The following is a 25954-nucleotide window of genomic DNA, read 5'->3' as shown; positions in this document are numbered from 1 at the left end:
CGCTGTCGCATAATTTTGTCATGCTTCCAGAAGTTTCTAAGATTGTATTTTCAAAACATAACAGCCTGCCACGTACCAGCATCGTGTTTGCAGTTTTTTTCCTTGCCAGTTTTATGGCGCTGAACATTTTTTCTTTCCATGAGAATGGTAAACGCATCGGATTAATTGAAACCATCAACCGTGAGAATCTGCCGCGCGAATTACTGGATATTCAGGAAACCATTACACGGCTCGACATTCTGCTTGATAACGACGCGATGTCGCCTGAAGAAAAAAAGGAAAAATTTGACAAAAACATAGCAACGCTAAAAGAAAAGCTGACGACGCTGCAAAACGACCAGATGGCGAACATCGATTCAAATAATTTAACACAGAATTTTGTCAGTGTTTATGGAACCATTGATGGTATTGAGGAAATCGAGGCCAAACATGGCCTGCAAGACCCCACCATCAACAAACAGCTTTCTACATTTGTTCACGAAGCAGCTTCGCATTTTTACGACATCGATAAAATCATCCAGTATTTTCATCGCAATAACATCGACAAAATATTGGCGGAACTGCGGCTGAAGGAAAAATACCTGTTAGGCGTTAGCGTCGTCTTTGTTGTACTTGGCAGTATCATGATTGTGTTCTTGCTGGTGGACTTATTCCGGCGCGGCGAATTGCTGGAGCGCGCCAACCATGCAGAGCGCCTAAAAAACAGTTTTTTTGCGATGATGAGTCATGAAATCCGCACGCCAATTAACGGAATATTGGGGACTATCACTTTGTTGCGGAATACTTCCCTGAATGAGAACCAGCGCAATCTCACCGGCATTGTACAAAGCTCTGCTGAAAGCTTATTGGTGATTGTAAACGATGTGTTGGATTATTCAAAAATTGAAGCCGGTAAATTGGAGCTGGAATATTCCGATTTTAATATCAAGACGCTGGTAGATAATCTCTTTGCTCTTATCCATCCGCTGGCTGATGATAAAAAATTACAGCTCAGCTACAGTATTCAGGAAAGCATTCCGGCAACATTGTATTCCGATCCTGCACGATTACGACAAATCCTGCTGAATTTTTTATCCAACGCAATCAAGTTTACCGATAAGGGCAGCGTAACACTGGTATTAAAAGAAGACAGCAAGACCGTCGCTGGTACACGCATTCCGATGCTTAGATTTGAAGTGATTGATACCGGTATGGGCATCAGTGAAGAATCCAAAAGCCATCTATTTCGCGAGTTCAGCCAGGCAGATGGTTCTTATACCCGCCGCTTTGCGGGAACAGGTCTTGGCCTTGCGATTTGCCGCCGCTTAACCGATATGATGCGAGGCGAAGTTGGTGTTGAAAGCACCGTAGGGAAAGGCAGCACGTTCTGGTTTGTTATTCCCCTTACGCCCGCAAAACATGCAGTGATTAAAGAAGATGTTGCACAAGAATTGCCAAACGAAACCGTTATCGCAAATATATTATTGGTCGAGGACAACCCCACCAACCAGATGATTGCCGAAAGTTTTCTAAAGCAAGGTGGTCACAAGGTTGATGTTGTCGATAATGGCAAGAAAGCGGTTGCAGCCGTGCAATCAAAAAATTATGACCTCGTGTTTATGGATATTGCTATGCCAGAAATGGATGGATTTGCCGCAACCAAAGCCATTCGCGCCTTACCGGATAAAAAAACTCTGCCAATTATAGCCATGACCGCACATGCCATGCGCGGTGACCGTGAAGAATGCTTGGCGGTCGGTATGGATGACTACATCACAAAACCTTTATCAAAAGAGATTTTGCAGCAACGCGTCACTATGTGGGCTGCAAAAGCTAGGACAAATGACAAAATGCAACCAGCCACTGACTTAGATCCCGTTGAAGAAAAAGTTGCGCCTGAAATCAGCGACCAGCACCTCAATCAAATCATCACCGATTTGGGCGTAGAAATAATCAGTGAGTTTTCCAATAAATTTTATACTGATTTGATGGCGACCAGCACCGCAATGCTGGATGCCGCAAAAAGCGAAACATGGGATGATGTAAAACGCCATGCGCATTCCTTGAAAAGCAGCACGTTAAGTTTTGGTCTTGGTCGTCTATCCCAGATTGCGGCGAGCATTGAAGCCCAGTGTAAAGCACACGGTCGGGCTGATGATACTGTACTGCACGCATGGCCAACGCATGTTAAAACAGCTATTTCAGCGTTGAATGAGCGCTTAAAATCGATGAATATTAAAGAGCTTGGATAGCACACACCGCTGCTTTTCCCCATCTGTGGATAAATTGTCTTATCCACATCTGATTATAAAATAGGCCAAGTTCGGACTCCACAAATCGGAGCAAACGCGGCTATGAATGGTTGAACAATTCCTAACGAATTCAATTTCGGATCAACCATGAATAATCTTACCGACAACATCGCTGCCGGACTTTTGCAATCAACGCTGCGCGTCTTCGGTTTCACCGATGACGAAGGCTGCATGACGCTGAAAAAAAATGGCGGTAAAATCGGCGATCAGGAAGTCATGGTTATTTCTAACGGCATGTTGCACGCTCTGGTTGGTCAAGAACCTCTAAACTGGCCATGGAACGATACTGACCGTGTGAAGTTGCAACGCCTGATGCATTATCACCGCATGTTGGGCGCAGTGACCGTTTTGGGTAAAGTCATTCCTGCGTCATTTGACAGTGTTTTCCAGCATCAATCATCCATTGTGCAGGCCTTGGCGCACCATCAACGCGATATTGTTGATTTGCTAGGCCGCTATGGTACATCGCGCCAGTTTTCACTGATTGTGCGTTGGGACAACACCACCATGCAGCAATTGATGACGCGCTTTCCAAAAAACGGCGCAACGGCTAATGCAATCGAAAATGAACGTCGTTCATTGCGCGACCAGATGTTGTTGCAATTACAGCGCCATTTGCAGGATATTATTATTCTTGAAAACAACGATAACGATGTTGTGTTGCAGGCAATTTTGCTGATTGAAGCGCATCAGGAAGAACGCGTTGTGAATATTTTACAGCAGATGGATAAGGAATGTCGCGGCCGTCTGGATATGCGTCTTACCGGCCCCCTGCCAGCCTGCAATTTCGCACGCGTGGAAGTAAAACTCCCTGACCGCCAGATTGTAAAACAAGCTTGCCGCGATTTAGGTATAGGTGCGGTGGCCCGCATGACCGAGGTCAAAAACGCCTATCGCGCACGGGTCAAGAATTTGCATCCGGACAACACAAATAACACAGGTTCAAACGATGTGATGGTTCGCCTTACCCAATCGTATCGTTACCTCACCCGCCTTGCAGCGCAGCAAAATAATGGTCAGGAAAACAATCCGGATAAGCAATGGTTGCGTTGTGACCATCAAACATTGCGGCAAACACCGCTTATGCGGATTCAGCGTGGGGTTACGCGTTGGGATGATGCAATATTGAAACGTGCCTAAAGCGGAAAGATTTTAGCCCTTTATTCTCTGCATGATTTAGTTGCGATAAAGCTTTGAACTCGCGTATATTATCCACAGGTTTAATCTGCATTTTGCTGCTTGCGATATCATGTCTTTATCGAAACAAACACGCTTGCCTCCTTCCAAGACGAATCCGCCACTGTTAATTGGTCTTGCAGGGCTGCTCATCGCTGTTGGATTCGCCTGCTTCCTTGGACTTACCGCTATTCAAAATGAAAAGTCCACACGTGAGGCGGTTAGCACATTGCAAACCATGTGGGATGAGCGCATCAAATCACACAGCTATGCTGATCAGGACAAAGCAGAAATCGATGTGCAGCAAGACAGGATGAAGCTTGCGCAAATTACCGATAGTTATCGTCAACTTTATCAACTGATTTCAATCTGCGCATCGGGGCTTGTGGTGTTTTCGCTGCTTTGCTTTCTTGCGTTTCGTTTTGGATTACTGCTGCCGCTTCGCAAACTGGAACGCAGCAGTCGTGAATTACTAGAAAATGATTTGAACGGCCACATCTGGGGATTAGACCGTAGCGACGCGTTTGGAAGTCTGGCCCGCAGCATCGCCAATATCCGCAAGGGCACTGTTAATCTCGCCGATATGGTTGTGGAAACCGAAACCGGCGCACAACATGTGCGGTTTGAAGGGCGCAGTGCAGCAGTGTTCACAGCTCTGATCGCCGATTTGCAAAAGACCGTTGAAAACCTGACCCAACATAGCCAAACACTGGCAACGGTTAGTAAAGACGGACAAGAAAGCATTCTGGAATTGGGCGATTTAACATCACGCCAGACCCGCACACTGGAAGACGCAATTTCCAGCGTGAATGCGCACATCAGTGACGCGCGCTCACATATCAAAGAAACAATATCGGAAGCGAATACCAGCATCAGCACAACGATAGCCGATGCTAATAAGAACCTGAGCGCTACGATAGCCGATGCCGGTTCACAGATAAACGCAACTGCCAATGAATGGGGTGAAAAACTTTCAACCCTCTTCCACCAGAACAATCAAATTCAAGGTCAGGCCAAACAAATGGTTGACCAGTTCTCGAAAGACATGCATTCGCTTAATCAGATTGCTGGTGCAACCGGTGCGCGCGTTGCCCAAACCCTGCAATTGCTCAGCGCTTCTGACCGCGACATCAAAACAGCCGCAAAACAAAGTCTGGAAGCAAGCACCACGTTCAGCAACCAAGCAAGAGACCTTACCGAAAAATTACAGTCGGCAACCAATTTGCTTCGCGCCAGCGGCAAGGTTATGCAGGAAACAACCGAAACCGCTCGTACGCGCCTTAATGAAGCGATTAACAGCGTATCAAATCATGATCAGGCTATCCGCGCATTCCTTGGAGACACGGAAGAAAAGACCGACCGTATTACTAGCTTACTCGAAGATGTGTCACGCAGTGCCGTTCAGGCATCAGAAACGATGAACACCTTTGATGGCCGTATGGCTTTGTTTGAAGAAAAGAGCGCGTCTGCATTCCGCCGCATTGATGAAAGTGGAGAGTCGATTGGCAAGGCTTCCAGCCAGCTGAACGAAGCTCATGAGCTCATGAAGGGCTCGCTTGATAATATGAATGGGCATACGGAAATGCTGGCACGGATTCTGACATCCATCCGTGATGAATATTCGAGCTTCAGCAATGAATGGAAGACCAATATCACCGAAACCGCACCCATATTCGAACAGCTAAAAGATTCCAGCAACACGCTGCAAACACAGCTGCGCGATGAATGGTCAGTTTATGCACAACAATCACGCCAATTACTGACTGCGTTGGAACAGGATGTGCGTGCCATGAACACGCGTACCGAAATCGTAACGCAGGACACCGAAAAGCTGTTGACTACCCTTACAACGCAAACACAGCGCATCAGCGACAATGCCAATAACTTCGATCTGCAAATCGCCAACATGTCTCTTCGCATTGATGAAGCAACATCCAGCCTGCTGCGCGGCAATAAAGATGTCGTTGAAACAACCAAATCGCAAATTCAATCGGTTCACTCTTCTGTTCAGGATATGGCGCAACGTCTTGGTATTCTTAGCCAGCTTACGGGAACACTTGGCGCGGTTGCAGGACAGCTTGGTCAAATCGTTCCATCCCTTGGTGAAGCGCAAGGCATTCGTGGATCTGTCCCATTAAAGGCAGCGGGAGATACCAACCCCGAATTATTGATCCGCTTCGAAGAAGTGAATGCCAGTTTTGCCAATACCATCGGCAATATTAAAGAAGAGTTTGATGGCGTACGCCAACAAATCGGCCGATGGGTAGAAATGCTGACCGCAGGGTATAAAAACCTTGCCGAACAAATCGGCACTGTGGATAGCAGTATTGATGAGAAAATTAATGCACTTAAAGAACAAGTGGAAAGCGCAACTTCGGCACAAATCACCGCTGCTGCCGCAATTGCAAAGCAAGCATCAACGCCGCTGCCAGCACCAACTATTAATCTTGGCGAAGAACTGGTTCCTGCGATGCGCCTTATCCATGAAGGATTGGAAAAGGGATATGCCATCGACACCGTACTTTCCAAAGACCTACTGCAACTGAAAGCCGATTTGCAAGCAATGGCGCAGGATGTGCAATCCACTACGACCAGCCTGCAAAATCTTGGCGCGCAGGTGGAAAGCGGGTTTGAGCGCATCGAAGAAAAGGATAAGGAACCCGTTAATGTGGTGGTGGATGCTAGCCGCGTTGAAACCGCAGCCCAGGCACTTGACCAACTTATGCGCAAACTGCAAGGCCATTCCGAACATGTGGTTGGTAAGCTGGGTGATATTACACAGCGCCTTGAAGGTACATCGGATAAACTCAGCACCATTCGACTTGATGGCAATACCGTAATTGAGGTGGTAACGCCGCCGCCTGCACCAGCAAGCCCGGTTGCCGAATTCTCGGAAAAAGCAAATCTGGATCAATTGCAACAGCAGATTGAAAACATTTCCGCAATGCTTGACCGCTTCTCATCTGATGGCACGGGCTTTATTAACCCGATGGGTGAAACAGAAACATTGACCCCAGATAAATCACGGGCGTTTATTGATACCGTCATGGCGACGATTATCCGCCTGCACCATATTGCTGAAAGCATCGAAAAAATTGGCGGTACAACCCCGCCAACCGGCAGCGATACCAGTAAGACTGGTTAAAAACTTGACCCACCACAGCAAAAGCCGTAAACAGCTTTTTCCTTTGATTAGGGACACATAGCTCAGCGGTAGAGCACTACCTTGACATGGTAGGGGTCACAGGTTCAATCCCTGTTGTGTCCACCACTTTTTTAGCGACCAATCCGTGTCTGAATACCGTGTCTGAAAAAATCGCTATCATCGGTTTGGGGTATGTAGGCTTGCCGCTCGCGCTATCGCTTGCCAAAACATTTCCTTCGACTATCGGGTTTGATATCTCTGCTGCGCGCGTTGAAGCTCTGCAAAAAGGTCACGACTGGACAGGCGAACATTCAGCACAAACGATAATAGAGGCTAAACTATCGGTAACCGCGGACGCCACGAAGCTGGAAGATGCAACCTTCTTTATTGTGACCGTTCCAACGCCAATTACCGAAGGCAAACAGCCGGATTTAAAACCACTCCTCTCTGCCTGCGCGATTATTGGCAAGGTTCTGGCAAAACGCAAAAGCACCACACCTTCTCTCAACTTGCCCGTCATCGTGTTTGAATCAACCGTGTATCCCGGCTTGACCGAGGAAATCTGTGGGCCGGAAATAGCGGCTGTCAGCGGATTAAAGCAGGGCGTAGACTTCAAGCTGGGCTATTCGCCCGAACGCATCAACCCCGGTGACCCCGTTCATACGCTGGAAAACATCACCAAAGTGATTGCCGCAGAAGATACCGCAACACTAAATCGCTTGGAGGCAGTATATGGCGCGGTTGTAAAGGCTGGCCTTCATAAAGCTCCATCCATCGCAGTTGCCGAAGCCGCAAAGGTTTTGGAAAATACGCAGCGCGATTTGAATGTGGCATTGATGAATGAGCTGGCACTGATTTGCGACCGCATGAATATCCGCACTAAAGATGTTTTGGATGCCGCGGGTACGAAGTGGAATTTTCTGCGCTTCACGCCCGGTTTGGTTGGTGGACATTGCATTGGTGTTGACCCTTATTATTTGACAACGCGCGCTGAAAAACTGGGCTACCACCCGGAAGTTATTCTTGCAGGCCGGCGCATTAATGACAGCATGGGCGCGTTCATTGCGCGTAAGCTTAGCGGATGGCTCAAGGACAATAAGGCGGAAGCTAAAGTTCCCCGCATCGGCATTCTTGGTCTGACCTTTAAGGAAAATGTGCGCGATTTACGCAATAGCCGCGTTCCTGACATTATCGAAGAATTGCGGCTGCTTGGCCTACAGCCATTCGTCTATGACCCGATGGTTGACGCACAAATGGCACATGAAGAATATGGCATAACGCTTTGTAACAAAGACGATTTAAGCAATTTGGATGCCTTGGTACTTGCGGTGCCGCATAACCAGTTCTTGAGCAATAAAAAAGAAATACTTGGCGCGCTGAACAAGGGTGCGTTGGTTATGGATATTAAATCCGTACTTAATCCAGCGGAAGTTCCACCCAGCCTTCATTATTGGAGCCTGTAATGGCTATTCTGGTAACAGGCGCCGCAGGATTTATCGGTTTTCACACGGTACAGGCACTGTTGAAGCGCGGTGAAGAAGTCATCGGCATTGATAATCTCAACACCTATTACGATGTGAATTTGAAACAGGCGCGACTTGATCAATTGTTACCGCAAAAAAATTTCCAGTTTTTTAAAATGGATGTGGCCGACAAAGCCGCCATTGCTAATTTGCCTAAAACCATTACGCACATCATTCATTTGGCAGCGCAAGCTGGCGTACGTTACTCACTTAAAAATCCCCAAGCCTATATTGATAGCAATATTACCGGCCATTTAACGATGTTGGAATTGGCACGAAATACCCCGAATTTAAAGCATTTTGTCTATGCCAGCTCATCATCAGTGTATGGCGGGAATACCAAAATCCCTTTCTCCATCAAGGATGCAGTTGAAAAGCCGGTATCACTTTATGCCGCAACCAAGCGTGCGGGCGAATTGATGGCATATAACTATGCGCACCTGTTTGGCTTTCCGGCTACGGGGCTACGTTTCTTTACCGTCTATGGCCCATGGGGTCGCCCAGATATGGCGGCATTTTTATTCACGAAGAATATTTTGGCTGGTGAGCCGATTGCTGTGTTCAATCATGGCAAGATGCAACGCGACTTTACTTATATTGACGATATTGTTGATGGAATTCTGGCAACACTAAGCAACCCATTATCTGTTACAGCAGACAACGTGCCGCATCGCGTATTCAACTTAGGCAATTCACATCCAGAAAAACTGACTGATTTCATCAGCGTTTTGGAAAGCGCGCTAGGCAAGAAAGCCATTTATGATTTTCAACCTATTCAACCGGGTGATGTACCATCAACCAGCGCAGATATCACCGAAAGCACGCAAATCCTCGGCTTTGTTCCCAAAACTGCGATAGATGAAGGAATCCCCCGCTTTGTTGCGTGGTATAAAAATTATAATAAGCTATAGTTTTTAAATGAGATTCTTATATGGCTGCCTTTCAACCTTATTTCTATTAATCATCCTGCTGGGTGGCAGTGGCGCATATCTGTTTTATCAATTGCAGAAACCAAGTGAACTAAGCGAACCAAAAACTGTAATTATCGCGCGAGGCTCCAACGCGACTGGGATTGCGCAAAAGCTGGAACAGGAAGGCATTATTAAATCCGCGCTGCTGTTCCGCATCCGCTATTTTCTGCAACATCAACCCGAATTAAAAGCAGGCGAATATATGTTCGCTCCGCATCTGACACTGGGTGAAGCTATTTCCAAGATGTCAGCAGGCGACATTGTGAAACGCAAATTCACCATCCCTGAAGGCCGCACCGTTGCCGAAATTGTACAAATTTTAAATGCCGAGCAGGGATTAAGTGGTCGGATTGAACCTTTACCTGCTGAAGGCTCCCTCCTTCCCGATACCTATCAGTTTACGTTGGGCGATGACCGCAATTCCAAAATCAAGGAAATGCAAAAGGCAATGACAGAAACTTTGATGACCGCATGGGCACAGCGTGATAGCGAAACGCCGCTAACCGGCCCTCAGCAACTTCTTACACTTGCATCGATTGTTGAAAAAGAGACTGGCATTGACGCGGAACGCCGACGTGTTGCAGGCGTATTCATCAATCGCTTGCGAAAAGGAATGATGCTTCAATCCGACCCAACCGTTACGTATGGCATTACGCTTGGCAACAGACCGCTGGGCCGTCAGTTGACAGCGAATGATTTGCGTACTCCCACCCCCTACAACACTTATACAATTCCTGCACTGCCGCCTGGCCCGATCGCTAATCCAGGTAAGGCCGCAATAATGGCCGCAGCCTTGCCTGAACGTAATGCGTATTTCTATTTTGTTGCGGATGGAACTGGCGGGCACGCATTTGCCGAAACGCTGGAAGAACACAACCGAAATGTCGCGAACTGGCATAAGATAAATAAGTAATTCGCAGAATATAATACGATGAGCAAAGAAATATACGGTTATATAAGCGTAATATTCGCGCTGCTTTCCATGTTGCCCTATATGCTTACAGTTCATAAGGGGCAAACAAAACCACATCTGTTTACATGGGTAATTTGGGCAATTCCAACAGCAGTGGTCTTTATGGGACAGCTTTCAAGCAAAGCTGGCGCAGGTGCATGGGCATCTGGGTTCACGCTATTATGCAATATCTTAATCGTCTTTCAGTCATTCAAATATGCTGATAAAAATATCACGCGCAGCGATTGGTTTTATTTTATCGGTGGACTTAGCGCCATTCCGTTATGGATTATTGCCAAGGATCCTCTTTATTCCATTATCCTATCAACCATTATTGATGTGATTGCATACGGCCCGACGGTACGCAAATCATGGAATAAACCATATGATGAAAATGTCATAACCTACATTATGTGCCCGCCAAAACATGTTTTCGCATTGCTGGCGATGCAGAATTACAGTCTGGTGAATATTATTTTTCCTTGTGCGATGATTGTTGTGAATACCACGATGTATGTTTATCTGGTTATTCGCCGCAGACAGATAGGAAAGCCAGCCGAATAAAATTAGGCACGCTTTGCCCATCCGGTTTCGCTTTGCTGCCAATAGGTCAGCGCATGGCCTAAGCCCTTATATTCTGCCCAGCGCGTGCGCGCAGCATCTACCGCGCCTTCATCCTGTTCATCAAACAACTGGCACACCAGTTCATAAGATGACAAATTTTCAGATGTTGTATTTTCCGTGAGCATCAACACGTTTGCCTTATTCGGGTTTTCATCTTTGGGCGTAAGCCAGATGGGTTGCATTTCCGCATTACCATCCTTGGCGTTGCCATGCGGTAAAAACCCGCGGTCATTATAGGTCCACAGGGTTTGCGTAAGCGCTTCCACCCGTTCGGGCGAAGATGCCATAACAACCGCCCGCCAACCGCGTTCGATTACTTTTTCAAGCAATTCTGGTAAGGCCTGTGTCAGGCTTTTCTGGCTAAGATGATAAAAGCGTATCTCAGTCATATTTTTTCACTCACTCTGCGCCCAATAAAAAAGCGGGGCGCAACCGCTAGTGAAGTTACGCTTCGTAATTATCGGTCACGAGCTTTTCAAGCAAGCGTACACCGTATGCCGTGGCACCTTTGGGGCATGCGGGCAAATCGCGCTTCGTCCATGCCATACCCGCGATATCCAGATGTGCCCATGGCACTTTTTTATCGACAAAGCGTGCAAGGAATTGTGCACCGTAAATACTGCCCGGTACGCGTTCATTCGATGCGTTTTTCATATCCGCAATATCACTGTTCAACTGACGGTCATAAGCTTCCGTCATCGGGAAGCGCCACAGCTTTTCTTCAACCGCCAAGCCTGCCTTTAGCAATTGTTGCGACAATTCGTCATTGTTGCTGAACAAGCCTGCGTGTTCGTTGCCCAGCGCCATAACAATTGCACCAGTGAGCGTTGCAAGATTGATCATGAAACGTGGCTTGAGCTTTTCCTGCGTATAGGTGAGTAAATCGCACAACACCAAACGGCCTTCTGCATCGGTGTTAATTACTTCAATCGTTTGGCCGGACATGCTTTTTACAACATCGCCCGGGCGGGTTGCTTTACCGCTTGGCATGTTTTCAACCAAACCGATTACGCCGACGGCATTTACTTTTGCTTTACGTGATGCAAGCGCGGTGATGGTACCAACCACAGCAGCAGAACCCGCCATATCGTATTTCATATCTTCCATACCGCCTGCGGGCTTTAATGAAATACCGCCGGTATCAAAGGTCACACCCTTGCCGACAAACGCTACCGGACGTTTATCCTTAGCCTTTGGGTTCCCTTTATAATGCAACACCACAACGCGCGCGTCTTTTTCACTACCCTGCGCAACGCATAGCAATGAACCCATACCAAGCTTAGTGAGCTCTTTTACGCCCAGCACTTCAACTTTTACACCCAATGTTTTGAGCTTTGAAACTTCCGCTGCATAGCTCGCAGGATAAATGACATTTGCAGGCTCACTAACCAGATTGCGGGCAAGGAATACGCCTTTATTCACGGCATCATATCGAGCGAAGGCCTTTTGCGATTGCTTTGTGTCATCAACCAGCACGGTCAGTTTTTTTAACGTGGGCAGTTTATCTTTCGGAGTTTTGGTGAAGTATTTATCAAAACGGTATGAACGCAGCGCGAAACCTTGCGCAAATTGTGCGGAAGCATTCGCTGCTTCCTTGCTGCCCACATCAATCGCGCCATAGACTTCACTGAATTTAGTAACAGGTACAGATGCAAGGCCCGCGCCACCTGCTTCCACGATACGTTGTTCGGTTAAATCTTTTTCAGCGCCAAGCCCGATGAGCACCAAACGGTCAAGCGACATTCCGGTTGGCGAAAGGAGTGTTAGAACCTCTCCCTTCTTGCCGCTGAAGTGGTGCTTCTTGGCAAGGGATGCCAGATGGCCATCACTTTTCTTGTTAAGGGATTTACCCACAGCGCCCCATTCTGGGCCTTCGGTAACGGCTAAGACAAGGCAAGCATTGGCGGGCAAGCGTGCGGGCGAAAACGAGATTTTCATTAAAAATACCTTAAGGCTGGATGGATAGAAGCAGTTTGGACTTTTGCTGCAAACCAGAATATAAAGCAACATACACCGCTGGCAAGTTACCCTTCATGAATCGCGTTAGCTTTTATCTTTTCAGGCAGATTTTACTCTCGGTACTGTTTTCGTGCCTGGCACTGACCATTGTTATCTGGTTTTCACAGTCAATTAAGCTGCTCGCCCTCGTCATTAATAATGGCGGCACATTGTGGTCATTTATTAAATTGATGCTCTTAATCCTGCCGACCTTTTTACCGCTTGTTCTTCCCCTAAGTCTTATGGTCGGCGCGCTATTCGTTTACCATCGCATGATCATGGAAAGCGAATTGGTGGTGATGCAGGCCAGCGGTATGGGTCCCATGGCGCTGACTATGCCTGCATTTTATGTGGGTGTTGTGGTTGCCTTAATCGGTTATGCGCTTTCAACCTATATTGCGCCCATCGCTAATCATGAATTGGTGCGATTGCAATACCAAATCCGCGATGACCATTCGGTGCTATTGCTACGCACCGGAAGCTTTAATGACATCAAAGAAGGATTGACCTTCTACGCCCATGAGCGTGGCCATGAAGGCCAGATGCTTGGCATTCTTATTCACGATACACGCAAGCCTGAAAAACCGGTCACGATCATGTCTGAATCCGGCGAACTTATTCACGGCGTGCATGGCCCGCAGGTGCTGGTGAAAAACGGCGTAAGACAGGATGTTGACCGCAAAACCGGCAATCTGTCGCAGCTTAGTTTCGACAGCTATATGGTCGATTTAGGGGCGTTGGACGATAATTTCAGCTCCCGCTGGCGCGAACCACGTGAACGCATGATGGATGAATTGCTTACCCCATCAGGAACAGATGCAACGCCACAAACCGCGATGCGGTTTCTTGCAGAATTCCATATGCGCCTGACCATGCCGTTTCTTGCCATCACGTTTGTGTTAATTTCGTGCATGTTTATTTTAACAGGAAGTTTTGACCGCCGTGGCATCACGCGTAAAATTATCCTGGCGGCTGCAACAGTTATTCTTCTGGAAGCGGTGATGCTTTCGGTAGTGAATATGATTGCCAAACATATATGGTTCGTGCTTGGTCTTTACCTGATTGCGTTGGTACCACTGCCGATTGCACTGCACCGCCTAGCGCAAGACAAAGTTTCGCGCCCTGTGCTCAAAACAATAGCGGCGGAGGAATAATGCAAATCCTACCCATCTATATTGGCAAGCAATATCTTAAATGGTTTCTGATTATTTTAATTGGTTTACTGAGCGTCGTATTCGTTTTTGATGCGATTGAGCTTATTCGGCGCACCAGCACCAAACCCGATGTAACTTATGGCATCGTGTTGATGATGGCGTTTTTGAACTTGCCAGATATTGGCCAGAAAATTTTGCCTTTTATTGCTTTATTTGCTGCAATGCTGACGTTGTGGCGCCTTACTCGCACGCAGGAGCTAATTATAGTGCGCGCAATCGGGGTTTCCGTATGGCAATTTTTATTCCCCGTTCTGGTGTGCACCTTTTGCCTAAGCGTTGGATATCTGTGTATTGTGAACCCACTTGGCGCACTTATGAAAAAATCTTATCAGGAATTGGAAGAACGATATATCGACCGCAGCGCATTGCTGGATTTATCCTCAGCCGGGCTTTGGTTACGCCAAAAAAATACAGATGGAAATTTCCTTCTCCATGCAGATGCGGTAACGCTTGACCCACTCACTATCAAACCACTTATTGCATTTATCTATGATAAGGATAATGCGTATCTTGGACGCATTGATGCAGAGCAAGCGGTGTTACAAAAAGGCAATTGGAAAATTACGGATGGCTGGTTCAACTGGAAAAACAAACCGCCACAGAAACTCACTGCTTATAATTTGCCAACTGAATTGACGATTGAAAAAATTCAAGAAAGCATGTCGAGCCCGAATACCATTTCATTCTGGGAATTGCCGAGCTTCATTACATCGCTCGAGGCAACGGGATTCCCCGGTACACGTCACCGGATGTTGTATTATTCATTACTGGCACAGCCTGTGTTTCTTTGTGCAATGGTCTTTTTTGCGGCTTGTTTCTCGCTTGGAATGGCGCGCCAAGGCGGCGCGTTCATCACAGCGCTGGGGGGATTATGTGTGGGAAGCTTTGCCTTTGGATTTAATGATGTAATTTATACGCTTGGCGCAAATCAAAGCTTGCCTACCTTACTAGCAGCTTTTGCAACACCGCTGATTGCGCTAAGCGCTGGCGCGACCGCCCTCCTCCACCTTGAAGACGGTTAGGCGCGCATGGATAGCATTCTTTTAAATCTGAAAATCATTGCTGCTTGTGTTTTGATTTTTCTGAGCTTTGGTATGGTTGGTGCACGCACTGCAAAATGGCTTAACATTCAAGAAAATATCACTGCCCTCAACCCATTCTACGGTTGGGCGGTTTGTATTTTATTCATGCTGGTATTAGCGCCATGGATGGCAGGCGGCGGTATGATTGCGTTCTTGCTGGTACTGTTTGCTGCTGGCTTGTTTATGTTTTCAAAAGACCGCACCATAACCAAATCATTGCCCATAACATTTTTTGCAGGACTTATTGTCTTGCTTCCGCTGTTGTATGGCCTTTGCAATTATCCCGTGCGCGAATGGGATGATATGTCCCATTGGCTGCCCAATGCACATTTCCTATTCCAATATGGACGTTTCCCTGCCGCTGGTGGACCAGTGGCCTATTCCGCATGGCCCGCTTACCCTTATGGACTTATGCTGCTGATTTCATCGGTTGGATGGATTGTTGGGCAATTCGTAGAAGTGGTTGGACCACTAGTGAATTTATTTCTACTGGTGTTGTTTGCGGGATTTTTGGGGCAGCAAATCAACCCCGACACCAAAGATAATTGGCAGAAGGTGCGTTTATTTGTTGCCATCTTCCTTGCCATCACACTTGCCAACCCTGCGCTGGATGTGACGTTATTATTTAGTGCTTACGGCGAATACACGACCGCCGTGCTGCTGGGCTTACTCGTATATGTGGGCTGGCAGTTTTGCCAAACAACAGAACGAGGATATGCCCTAAGCTTTGCGTTGCTTTCAATTGTGTTTGTGCAAATCAAACAGGCCAACATATTCATGCTGGCACTAGTTGTCGGCAGTTTGTGGGTTACCACACCAACACGCAAACTGCATGTTTTAAAAACGCTGCTGCTCAGCATGCTTCCAGCTCTACTCGTCAACGGGTTTTGGGAATTTTATAAGGCACACCACCTTGCTGGCCTTGCTTTCACCTTCAAACCGTTCCATGACTGGCAATGGTGGTTTTTGCCCGAACTGCTCAATGCGATGGGGCTGGCTGCCATTGACAAAATCGGCTTCTTTGGCGTTTTGTTTGGGCTTATGGCTTGGGGCGTGGCATCTGCACTTAAACCTGCAACGCCACTTCGCCAATTGGTGATGTGCTTTACACTCATAGCGTTGGGGCATTGGGCATTCCTGACGCTCGCCTATATCGGTAGCCGTTTTTCGGAATGGGAGATAAAAACCGCAGCATCATTCTTTCGTTATATGTCGCAATTGCAATGTGCGGCCATAATGATTGTAATTTTAAAAATCGTGGAATTTATGCGCCCACGCTATGAAGAATATCGTTTATTGCTGCGTGGTATTGGCTCATTGCTTGTGCTGGCAATCCCAGCCGCAGCGCTTATCTTTGTTACATCGAACGGGTTTGAAAAGCCGCTGCCATCTATTCAGGCGACACGCGATTATGCACGTATTATTTTTGCAAAAATGCCGCCGCAAGGGAAAGTTGGCCTGATTGGCACCAACACCAACGGCCTTGAAAACACCATGATACGCTTTGAATGGTGTTTGATGGCATCGCCTCAACATCAGCCCGAATTGACCGGCTATGTAACCCATTACACTGGCGAAAACACGCCCGAAGCGGTGAAACGCTTTGCAGAACGCTATGATGCAGTTATGGTTGCACCTCAGGATGAATTAGCCATGCAGGCCTTTGGCATGCCCAAAAATGACGACTGGGTAAGTTTGGAGCGCAAGGGTAAGGATTGGAATAAACTTTTGCCATAAATGGTTTTTAAAAAGTAATGATGATATTCAAGCTTTTAACAGTTGTGTTTTGTTTGTTCATTACCCTGCCCGTGCATGCGGAAGACACGCGCATTGTGGTAGTAGTAAATGATGAGGCGATCACCAATGCCGATGTCGAAGACCGAATGGGACTTATTTTCCTAAGCTCCGGGTTGGAGCGCAACGAAGCAAATAGCAAAAGCGTACGTGAACGCGTTATCAAGAACCTGATTGAAGAAAAGCTGCAAACGCAGGAAGCCAAGCACAGCGGCATTGATGCAACCAATGCAGAAGTCGAAACCGCAATTGCATCCATCGCCAAGCAAAATCGCATGACAGCGGATGACATGACCGCAATGCTGGCGCAGGGTAATGTTCCAAAGCAAACGCTGGTTGACCAGATTAAAGCAACGCTAATGTGGACGCGTGTTATTCAACGCCAGCTCCGCCCGCAAGTTGAAGTTGGCGATGACGAGGTCAGCGCCGTTCTGGAACGCATTAAAGCAAATGAAGGTAAGCCCGAATACCTGATGGCGGAAATTTTTCTGAATGTCGATAATCCAGCCGATGAACCTAAGGTTCAGGAACTGGCCATGAGTTTGATTGAACGCATGAAAAACGGCACGCCGTTTAACGTGATTGCGCAGCAATTCTCGAAAGGCACTGGCGCATTGAATGGCGGCGATTTGGGATGGATACAACCAGGACAGTTAGGCGGCGATATGGATAAAGCCGCGCAGGCAATCGCAGTTGGAAATGTTTCACCGCCCATTCGTATGCCAGACGGGTTTCATATTTTGGCAAAGAAACAGGAACGCATTATTAGCGCGGTTGACCCACGCGCGATTGAAGTGCACATGCGCCAAGCCAATTTTGCATTACAAGGCCGCACTATGGCTAGCGTACAAGGCGAAATTGACCGCTTCCGGCAAAGCGTTGCATCATGCAGTGCGCTTACCTCACGTATTGGCCAATATCAAGATTGGACAACAGCCGATTTAGGCGAAAAACGGATTGGCGAATTGCCACCCTGGCTTGCCAAATTGGCGCAAAGCCTGCCCTTGAATGAACCCAGCACAGCGATGGAAAAGAATGGCTATGCCATTTTACTATATGTATGCGAACGCAATGATAGCGGAGCTGACCGTAACACCATCCTCGCATCATTAGGCAATGAAAAGCTGGAATTACAGGCGCGCCGCCTGCTGCGTGATTTGCAACGCTCTGCCTCTATTGAAATGCGTGAATGATGTTTGACCAGATAAAAGCATTCTTTAAACCAAAACCTCTAGCGCCATCAAACCAGAAACCCATCAGCGTCAGCATGGGTGAGCCTGCTGGTATTGGCGCTGAAGTGTTGTTCAAAAGCTGGCTTGCTCGGCGCAACACGCACATCCCGCCATTCTTCTTGGTCGGTGACCCTGAATTCACCGATGCACAAGCCAAGGCCCTGAACATGTTTGTGCCCGTTGAGAAAATCGAGCATCCATCACAGGCCAATGCTGTATTCAACCGCGCGCTACCCGTTTATCCTTTGGAATTGGAGACGGAAGTAAAACCCGGCATAGCCGACCCCGCCAATGCGGGCGCGGTATTAGACAGCATCAAAATCGCAACCAAGTTCGTGATGGATGGAGATGCCAGCGCAATCGTCACGTTGCCCATTCATAAAAGCACACTCTATCAATCCGGATTTGGTTTTGCGGGGCATACGGAATACCTGACAAGCCTGTGCAATACGACAAAAGCCACGGTGATGATGCTGGAAATTGATACGTTGCGCGTGGCGCTTTCCACCATTCATGTGTCCCTCAAAGATGCGATAGATAAAATCACCACCAGTTTGATTGTAAACCAAACGCTTACCGTTGAGCGTTCATTACGCCACATGTTTGGCATTGCCAAACCGCGCATTGCGATTGCCGCATTGAACCCGCATGCGGGGGAACACGGCGCGATGGGTCTTGAAGAAATTGAAATTATTATACCCGCGATTGAGCAGTTGCGCGAGCGAGGCATTGATATATCTGGCCCGCATCCAGCGGACACCATGTTTCACAAAAACGCGCGCGCGCAGTACGACTGCGCGATATGCCTTTATCATGACCAAGGACTTATTCCCATAAAAACACTAGATTTTCATGGCGGCGTGAATATCACGCTGGGCTTGCCGATTGTACGCACATCACCCGACCATGGCACAGCATTTGATATAGCTGGGAAAGGCGTTGCCGACCCCGCAAGCCTTATCGCAGCATTAAAACGCGCGGAAGGGTTGGCGATTGCACGCGCAGCTTATAAAACCGTAAAAGCATGAGTAAAGAACAGCCGCCCCTTCGTGAAGTTATTGCCAAGCATGATTTGAAGGCAAAAAAAAGTCTGGGCCAGCATTTCCTGCTCGATTTGAATTTAACGCGGCGGCTTGTACGCGAAGCAGGAAATTTAACTGGTATCACTGCAATTGAAATCGGGCCAGGTCCCGGCGGATTAACCCGCGCATTGATTGAAAGCCCTGCCAAACATATTATTGCGATTGAACGCGACGACAGGTTTATCGACGCATTACAGCCACTGGTAGATGATACAGATGGCCGCCTGCGCATCATCAACGCAGATGCACTGGAAATTGACCCTGTGGAGATAACGCCAGCGCCGCGCGCAGTCCTTGCCAATCTTCCCTATAACATTGGGACATTGTTATTGGTGAATTGGCTGCACCGTGCACAAGAATACGAATTCATGGCACTGATGTTCCAAAAGGAAGTTGCAGAACGTATTACCGCAAAAATTGGTAGCAAAGCCTATGGACGGCTAAGTGTCCTGTGCCAATATTGCTGCGATGTGGAATATGCTTTTACCATTCCCGCACGCGCCTTTACCCCGCCGCCTAAAATTGATAGTGCGGTTGTGGTATTGCGGCCAAAGAAAACCAAATACCCCGTCAGCATCGAAGCATTTGAAAATGTTACAAAGGAAGCATTTGGCCAACGCCGCAAAATGCTGCGCAGTATTTTCAAAGGCCAATTGACGGATGATCATTTTGCCAAAGCAAAAATCAAACCCGAAGCACGGGCAGAGGAATTAAGCGTCGATGATTTTGTGAGGCTGACCAAGATAATAACGTAGTTTTTTTGCGTTAACCATAATTGTTTATATGTCATTTACCGTCCGCATTTAGAATACGCTGACCTAATATATAGGCAGTGTATGAGCAAAGAATATCAATGCATTGTCGATGCAGCAAAAATCGTTGGCTTTAATATGCCAGCGATGATGGCAGGAACACATGCAGACATTCAATCCTTTCCACAACAAGGTGAAACTGTTGCCAAGGGAACCTATCTTGGCACGGATGGCTTGCAGCATGAGATGGTTGCACGTGAAGTGCCTTCTTCAATTCCTGGCGCATCGCCGCAATATTTTGCAGGAACCAACGTCCGTAATTCTGCTGGCGGATTAGTTCGGTCATCAGATTCGATGATTAACAACAATGCCGCGCTTCAAAAACTAATCAGCTGCATTCCGACAGGATAACTTATAGGCCATCTTGTAAGCGCTTGACGAAATCCGATAAGCCTTCCTGACGGCGGCGTTTTAAACGCTCGCTTTCCAAAATTGAACGCACCTTGGCGACTGATTCAGAAATATCGTTATTTACAATCACATAATCATATTCAGCCCAATGGCTCATTTCATCCGCGGCTTTGGCCATGCGGCTTTTAATCTCCGCATCTTCATCTTGCGCACGCGCAATCAAACGGCGCTCCAGTTCCTTGGAGGATGGCGGAAGGATAAACACGCTGACCAAATCTTCGCGCGCTTTTTCTTTAAGCTGCTGTGTGCCTTGCCAATCAATATCGAACAATACATCACCACCGGCATGAAGCGTTAAATCAACCGGTTCCTTGGGCGTGCCATACATATTGCCAAATACCTGCGCATATTCCAGAAACTGCCCGCGATTGATCATCAGATTGAAGTCTTCCTGCGTGGTGAAATGATAATCCACCCCCGCCACTTCACCGGGACGCTTTTTGCGCGTGGTGCAAGAAATAGACATGTTCACGTTAGGGTCGGATTGCAGAATGGCGCGACTGATGGTGGTCTTTCCTGCGCCCGAAGGAGATGAAAGGACCAGCATTAAACCGCGGCGCTTGATTTCGCCGAAAGAATAGGTTGATGTCATGGCATCTTTCATAACGCGTTTAGGGCGGTCATGCAATTACCACAACATATCGTTATTACTGGCGCATCCAGCGGTATTGGCGAATCTCTTGCCCGGGCCTATGCACGCGCCGGCATCCGCATCGGGCTATTGGGGCGACGCAAAGACAAGCTTGATGCGATTGCTGCATCACTTGCCAGCACCGGCGCGCAAATTTGGGTTGGCGTTGTTGATGTAACGCAGCAGGATAATTTAAAAGCAATGCTGATAAAGGCCGATGAGGAAAAACCGATTGATTTGCTCATTGCAAATGCCGGAATTTCTGCCGGAACATTTGGCGCAGGCGAAAGCGAACAGCAAGCACGCGCTATTTTTGGAACAAACCTGGATGGTGTTTTAAACACCATCCACCCCATCATCCCCCGCATGCAAAATCGCCGCAGCGGACAAATTGCCATTATGGCTTCGCTTGCTGGCTTTCGTGGCTTTCCCAGTGCACCTGCCTACTGTGCAAGTAAAGCAGCAGTGCGGTTATATGGCGAAGCATTACGCGGTGAATACGCCAAATGGGGCATCAAAATAAATGTAATTTGCCCCGGTTATATCGAAACGCCAATGACGGCTGTGAACGACTTCCCCATGCCGTTTATGATGGATGCGACAAAAGCTGCCCACATTATCGTGAAGGGGTTGGCGCGTAATGAAGCGCGGATTGCATTCCCGTGGCCCACGGCATTTGCTGCATGGCTACTGGGCGTATTGCCGCCTAGCTGGACAGATCCGCTCCTGACGAAACTGCCAAAAAAACCAGCATTCAAGCAATAACACCGAGCGAATGATCGCACGCTTGCGCAAGCCCTGAAGCCTGTCTATAAAGCACCCACATAATTATAGTTCTTCCGGAGTTACTCATGGCTATCCAACGTACATTTTCAATCATCAAACCTGACGCAACCAAACGCAACCTCACCGGCAAAATTGCCGCGAAGTTTGAAGAAGCAGGCCTGCGTATTATCGCAAGCAAACGCATTCATATGACCAAAGCGCAAGCCGAAGCATTTTACGGCGTTCACAAGGCACGCCCATTTTTCAACGATCTGTGCAGCTTCATGATTTCCGGCCCAGTAGTAGTGCAGGTTTTGGAAGGTGAAAATGCCGTTGCCAAGAACCGTGACATCATGGGCGCAACCAACCCAGCAAACGCTGCCCCAGGCACCATCCGTAAGGAATTTGCTGAATCGATTGAAGCCAATTCCGTTCACGGTTCGGATAGCGAAGAAAATGCAGCAATTGAAATTGCATACTTCTTTAGCGGCATTGAACTCGTTGGATAATTCACTCGTATAATTTACAGGGCATGATTGAAAACTCAGTCGCATCGGTTGTAGATGTTTCACGCAAAAGCGCGTGGGCTGTAGTTTTATTTTACCTCCTGCTGGTTGTAGGTGCCGGTTTTTACGTCAGTAATCATTTTAAAATGAATACTGACGTGACTAGCTTGCTGGATAGCAAGGTAGATTGGCGCCAGCGCGAAATTGCGTTTTCAAAAGCATTCCCGCAGCGCGATGATTTGTTGGCTATCGTAATTGATGGCAAAGACAGCGTTAGCACGCAGATCGCTGGAGAAGAAATTGCAGCAGCGCTGCGTGCAAAGCCCGAACTATTCAAGACTGTGCGTGGTCTGGACGCGAATGCGTTCTTTGAAAAAAACGGCTTCCTGTTCGTCTCTGAAGAACCGTTATCCATGATACTGGAACAAATGACGAAAGCACAGCCTTTGCTGGCAACGCTGGCCGCTGATCCGTCGCTGCGTGGCGTATTCGGGCTGCTTGATTTGACGCTGATGGGCATTTCGGCAGGACAAGCCAGTAAAGAAGATATTGCGCCGCTGCTTCGACGGCTGCATCTATCCATGCAGAAATCATTAGCCGAGCCAACGAATGCAAATGCATGGCGTTATTTCATGGCCGGTGAACAAGCCAGCAAATTTGAATTACGCCGTTTTGTGCTTACACAGCCTGTTCTTGATTACGCGGCACTAGCACCAGGAGAAAACGCGACGAATTACATCCGCGCCTTTATTGCCGAACATGATTTGCAAAGAAAGTATGACTTAACTATCCGCATCACCGGGCCTGTTGCACTGTCAGATGAGGAATTTTCGAGCATTTCCGAAGGTATGGGATGGGCGCTGGTTGCATCCTTTGCGCTGATTTGCCTGCTGCTGTTTATGGCGCTGCGTTCATGGCGGTTGATTGTTCCGATTTTTATTGTGCTGGTTTCAGGGCTAATCATTACCACCGCCTTTGCATTACTGACCGTTGGGTCACTTAATCTTATCTCCGTTGCTTTTGCTGTTATGTTTACAGGCATTGCGGTTGATTTTGGCATTCAGTTTGGGGTGCGTTATCGCGATGTGCGTTTTCATATCCCTGATTTAGCTGGCGCGATGAAACGCACGGGATGGGTAGTTGCTGTGCCGTTGTTATTGGCGGCATTAAGCACTGCAGCAGGATTTTTATCATTCACCCCTACATCGTATCGTGGTGTTGCAGAATTGGGATTGATTGCAGGTAGCGGAATGCTGATTGCCTTCGCACTGAACATTACCCTTCTTCCTGCCCTGCTCCATTTCATCAAACCCGGCGCTGAAGCCGAAGCCATGGGGTATAAATGGGCAGCGCCCAGCGATGCGTTTTTGGAACGCCATCGCCGTGAAATCTTACTGGCTTTTGCCGTATTATTTGTTATTGCAGTTACTGCATGCGCATTTTTGCGGTTTGATTTTGATCCGCTGAATTTAAAAAATCCGAAAACAGAATCCGTTTCAACCGCGTTGGAGCTGCTGAAAGACCCTGATACTAATTCCTATACCGTTGATATTTTAAGTAAGGATTTGGCAAGCGCAGATGCGCTTGCAGAGCAATTGCGCGCTATTCCCGAAGTCATGAGCGCTATGACAATCAATTCTTTTCTTCCTGAAAAGCAGGCTGAAAAAATTGCACTTATTCAGGATACTGCCAATTTGTTTGCTGTACCGCTCAACCCCACTGAAGTTAAGCCAGACCCTGATGCGGCCGAATTGAAGCGTGTTGCAGCAGAGTTTGCGGTGAAGCTTAGCGCGCATCCTGATTTGGGGCCTGATGCTGCCGCAGTCATAGCGGACTTGAAACAACTTCTGACCCTCGATGATACGAAGGTCATGACAATCCACACCATCTTCAAGGCAACCATGCAGCACATGCTGGATGATGTTAGATCTCGCCTCGCGCAGAAACCTGTAACGGTTGACGACATGCCTGATGTTTTGAAAAACGAATGGCTAACCAGCGATGGCCGCGCGCGCATTGAAGTGAAGCCCAATGGCGATGTTCGCGATGAAGACAATCTGGTCCGATTCTATAACGCGATTAAAAAAATTGCTCCTGAAGCAACGGGAGCGCCTATTTCTATCCAAGAATCAGCCAACACCATCAAACGCGCCTTTGTGGAGGCGGCGGTTTATTCCATCGCCATGATCTTCTTCCTCCTGTGGATAGTGTTGCAAAAAATCCGTGATACCCTGTTTGTTCTTGCCCCGTTGGTGCTTGCTTCAGTGCTGACTTTAGGTACAGCTTCGCTGATCCATCTGCCTATTAATTTTGCAAATATCATCGCCTTACCCTTATTACTTGGGCTTGGCGTGTCATACTCTATCTACTTTGTAGTGTATTGGCGGCAGGGAAATGACCAGCCACTGCAGTCGAGCATGGCCAAAGCGGTACTGTTCAGCGCTGCAACAGCCCTTGTGGCTTTTGGGTCACTCTCGGTTTCAAATCATCCCGGAACTGCGTCAATGGGACTTTTATTAACGCTGTCGTTGTTTTACGTATTGTTTACGACTTTATTCTTTTTGCCAGTCTTGCTAGGTAAATCGTCTAAATAGTTAAAATGTTGTACAACGGTAATCCCTCGCTAACTTCTTTCTGCCACATTTGCTCATCACCACCTGACTACTTCTCGTTTTCAAACTTCGAATTCTAAGGCTGCACACAATGTCTTCAAAAATTCTCGCTTCTCTTGCCGCATTACTTTTGCTTGCGAGCTTATCAGCTTGCGCAACTGCGCCAACCGATCCTGCTGAACGTGCAGAATTCGAACGCAACAATGATCCTTTGGAACCAATGAACCGCACGATTTTTGAGTTCAATCAGGTTCTTGACCGCATCCTGCTGAAGCCAGCAGCACAAGCTTACCGTTATGTAGTACCCGATTTCGCTCGCGACATCGTTGGCAACGTACTTTACAACTCCGGCGAACCTGTTCGTATGGCAAACGCGCTGTTGCAAGGCCGTGCAACTGATGCTGGTAAAATCTTCAACCGCTTCCTCGTAAACTCAACCGCAGGTCTTGGCGGTATGATTGATATGGGTTCGGAAAGCGACCTGAAACCCGTTGCAGCTGACTTTGGTCAAACCCTGCACGTTTGGGGCGCGCCAGAAGGCCCATACCTTGTATTGCCTATCCTTGGCCCATCTAACCCACGTGATGCTGTTGGTTTTGCGGTTGACGCTGCGGCACAGCCTTGGGGCTACATTGCAGATGGTTACGGCGGTACGGCAACTGGCGTACGCTACACCATCGCCAACACAGGTGCTTATGCGCTGGATAAACGCACCAAGTACCTTGATGCTCTTGATGCTTTGGAAAAAGGCTCGTTGGATTTCTACGCACAACTGCGCAGCGTGAGCCGTCAACATCGTCAAGCTGAATTGGGTATTGCCCCAACGAACAACGAAGCTGAATACGGTGATGCACCAGCGCCTGCGAAGAAGAAATACAAGAAACGCAAAGCAAAGGCCGCTGCACCAGCCGCAGCTCCAGCAGCAACCGCACCAGCGGCACCTGCTAAGCACTAATCAAGTAATTTAAACCATTGTTCAACGGCATTGAGCTCAAACTCAATGCCGTTTCTACGTGCGATGAGTTCAATGTCGGTGCCCCATTTTTCAATTTGGTAGGTACTTTCGACCTCGGCGGCTTCAAATACATCAGCTGCCGTGAACTCTTTTTCCTGCATGCCCAGCGCCAGCACGA

Annotated in this window: 22 protein-coding genes and 1 tRNA gene; 19 read left to right on the top strand and 4 right to left on the bottom strand. The window is 47.8% G+C overall.

Annotation, left to right across the window (positions count from 1 at the left end; genetic code table 11):
• Window positions 1-20 precede the first annotated feature (20 nt).
• The 8 genes from SFW65_09845 (at window position 21) to SFW65_09810 (ending at window position 10622) form a co-directional block, all read left to right on the top strand.
• Window positions 21-2231 carry a response regulator gene (locus tag SFW65_09845; GenBank protein MDX1923414.1) on the top strand — a complete coding sequence of 737 codons (2211 nt, stop codon included), beginning with the start codon at window positions 21-23 and terminating at the stop codon, window positions 2229-2231.
• Window positions 2232-2378: 147 nt separating this feature from the next.
• Window positions 2379-3431, top strand: coding sequence for a GvpL/GvpF family gas vesicle protein (locus SFW65_09840; protein MDX1923413.1), 1053 nt, complete (start codon window positions 2379-2381; stop codon window positions 3429-3431).
• A 109-nt stretch (window positions 3432-3540) separates the two neighbouring features.
• Window positions 3541-6612 carry a hypothetical protein gene (locus SFW65_09835; protein MDX1923412.1) on the top strand — a complete coding sequence of 1024 codons (3072 nt, stop codon included), beginning with the start codon at window positions 3541-3543 and terminating at the stop codon, window positions 6610-6612.
• 51 nt (window positions 6613-6663) lie between these two features.
• Window positions 6664-6738: transfer RNA gene (locus SFW65_09830), tRNA-Val, on the top strand.
• Between the two features lie 32 nt (window positions 6739-6770).
• Entirely contained in the window at window positions 6771-8075 is a 1305-nt protein-coding gene (locus tag SFW65_09825) for a nucleotide sugar dehydrogenase (GenBank protein ID MDX1923411.1), read from the top strand.
• A complete protein-coding gene (locus SFW65_09820; protein MDX1923410.1) occupies window positions 8075-9046 on the top strand; it encodes an SDR family NAD(P)-dependent oxidoreductase in 972 nt (323 codons plus the stop codon). The genes SFW65_09825 and SFW65_09820 overlap by 1 nt, the downstream gene beginning before the upstream one ends.
• A gap of 7 nt (window positions 9047-9053) precedes the next feature.
• Window positions 9054-10019: an endolytic transglycosylase MltG gene (gene mltG, locus SFW65_09815; protein MDX1923409.1), complete on the top strand. Its 966-nt coding sequence runs from the start codon at window positions 9054-9056 to the stop codon at window positions 10017-10019.
• 18 nt (window positions 10020-10037) lie between these two features.
• A complete protein-coding gene (locus SFW65_09810; protein MDX1923408.1) occupies window positions 10038-10622 on the top strand; it encodes a hypothetical protein in 585 nt (194 codons plus the stop codon).
• 2 nt (window positions 10623-10624) lie between these two features.
• Here SFW65_09810 and SFW65_09805 read toward each other — a convergent pair whose 3' ends face one another.
• Both SFW65_09805 and SFW65_09800 read right to left on the bottom strand, forming a co-directional pair.
• Entirely contained in the window at window positions 10625-11071 is a 447-nt protein-coding gene (locus SFW65_09805) for a DNA polymerase III subunit chi (protein ID MDX1923407.1), read from the bottom strand.
• Between the two features lie 55 nt (window positions 11072-11126).
• Window positions 11127-12620 carry a leucyl aminopeptidase gene (locus SFW65_09800; protein ID MDX1923406.1) on the bottom strand — a complete coding sequence of 498 codons (1494 nt, stop codon included), beginning with the start codon at window positions 12618-12620 and terminating at the stop codon, window positions 11127-11129.
• 95 nt (window positions 12621-12715) lie between these two features.
• Here SFW65_09800 and lptF point away from each other — a divergent pair, with 95 nt between their 5' ends.
• The 7 genes from lptF (at window position 12716) to SFW65_09765 (ending at window position 20247) form a co-directional block, all read left to right on the top strand.
• A complete protein-coding gene (lptF, locus tag SFW65_09795) occupies window positions 12716-13834 on the top strand; it encodes an LPS export ABC transporter permease LptF (GenBank protein MDX1923405.1) in 1119 nt (372 codons plus the stop codon).
• On the top strand, window positions 13834-14916 hold the full coding sequence (locus SFW65_09790; GenBank protein ID MDX1923404.1) for an LptF/LptG family permease: 1083 nt from the start codon (window positions 13834-13836) through the stop codon (window positions 14914-14916). The genes lptF and SFW65_09790 overlap by 1 nt, the downstream gene beginning before the upstream one ends.
• A 6-nt stretch (window positions 14917-14922) precedes the next feature.
• A complete protein-coding gene (locus tag SFW65_09785; GenBank protein MDX1923403.1) occupies window positions 14923-16713 on the top strand; it encodes a hypothetical protein in 1791 nt (596 codons plus the stop codon).
• 17 nt (window positions 16714-16730) lie between these two features.
• Window positions 16731-17963: a peptidylprolyl isomerase gene (locus SFW65_09780; protein MDX1923402.1), complete on the top strand. Its 1233-nt coding sequence runs from the start codon at window positions 16731-16733 to the stop codon at window positions 17961-17963.
• Window positions 17960-19030 (top strand): 4-hydroxythreonine-4-phosphate dehydrogenase PdxA, encoded by a 1071-nt coding sequence (gene pdxA, locus SFW65_09775; protein MDX1923401.1) that lies wholly within the window; start codon window positions 17960-17962, stop codon window positions 19028-19030. Before SFW65_09780 ends, pdxA begins: the two co-directional genes overlap by 4 nt.
• A complete protein-coding gene (gene rsmA / locus SFW65_09770) occupies window positions 19027-19839 on the top strand; it encodes a 16S rRNA (adenine(1518)-N(6)/adenine(1519)-N(6))-dimethyltransferase RsmA (protein ID MDX1923400.1) in 813 nt (270 codons plus the stop codon). The genes pdxA and rsmA overlap by 4 nt, the downstream gene beginning before the upstream one ends.
• An 81-nt stretch (window positions 19840-19920) precedes the next feature.
• Window positions 19921-20247: a hypothetical protein gene (locus SFW65_09765; protein MDX1923399.1), complete on the top strand. Its 327-nt coding sequence runs from the start codon at window positions 19921-19923 to the stop codon at window positions 20245-20247.
• 1 nt (window position 20248) lies between these two features.
• On the opposite strand, the gene gmk is transcribed toward SFW65_09765, so the two are convergent.
• Window positions 20249-20899: a guanylate kinase gene (gmk, locus tag SFW65_09760; protein MDX1923398.1), complete on the bottom strand. Its 651-nt coding sequence runs from the start codon at window positions 20897-20899 to the stop codon at window positions 20249-20251.
• 30 nt (window positions 20900-20929) lie between these two features.
• Here gmk and SFW65_09755 point away from each other — a divergent pair, with 30 nt between their 5' ends.
• The 4 genes from SFW65_09755 to SFW65_09740 all read left to right on the top strand — a co-directional run bounded on the left by SFW65_09755 (window position 20930) and on the right by SFW65_09740 (window position 25776).
• The gene (locus SFW65_09755; protein ID MDX1923397.1) at window positions 20930-21703 is read left to right on the top strand and encodes an SDR family NAD(P)-dependent oxidoreductase; all 774 of its coding nucleotides are present in this window, start codon (window positions 20930-20932) and stop codon (window positions 21701-21703) included.
• Between the two features lie 86 nt (window positions 21704-21789).
• Window positions 21790-22212, top strand: a complete 423-nt coding sequence (gene ndk / locus SFW65_09750) for a nucleoside-diphosphate kinase (GenBank protein MDX1923396.1) — start codon at window positions 21790-21792, stop codon at window positions 22210-22212.
• A 23-nt stretch (window positions 22213-22235) separates the two neighbouring features.
• Complete coding sequence (locus SFW65_09745) at window positions 22236-24803, top strand: MMPL family transporter (protein ID MDX1923395.1); 2568 nt, start codon at window positions 22236-22238, stop codon at window positions 24801-24803.
• Between the two features lie 109 nt (window positions 24804-24912).
• Window positions 24913-25776: a VacJ family lipoprotein gene (locus tag SFW65_09740; GenBank protein MDX1923394.1), complete on the top strand. Its 864-nt coding sequence runs from the start codon at window positions 24913-24915 to the stop codon at window positions 25774-25776.
• Here the strand turns inward: SFW65_09740 and SFW65_09735 are convergent.
• On the bottom strand, window positions 25773-25954 hold a 182-nt coding region (locus SFW65_09735), incomplete at its 5' end, for an ATPase (protein MDX1923393.1). The two genes, SFW65_09740 and SFW65_09735, sit on opposite strands and share 4 nt — an antisense overlap.

Source organism: Alphaproteobacteria bacterium, assembly GCA_033762625.1.
Taxonomy (GTDB): domain Bacteria; phylum Pseudomonadota; class Alphaproteobacteria; order UBA9219; family RGZA01; genus RGZA01.
This window is presented reverse-complemented; position numbering and strand designations above follow the sequence as displayed.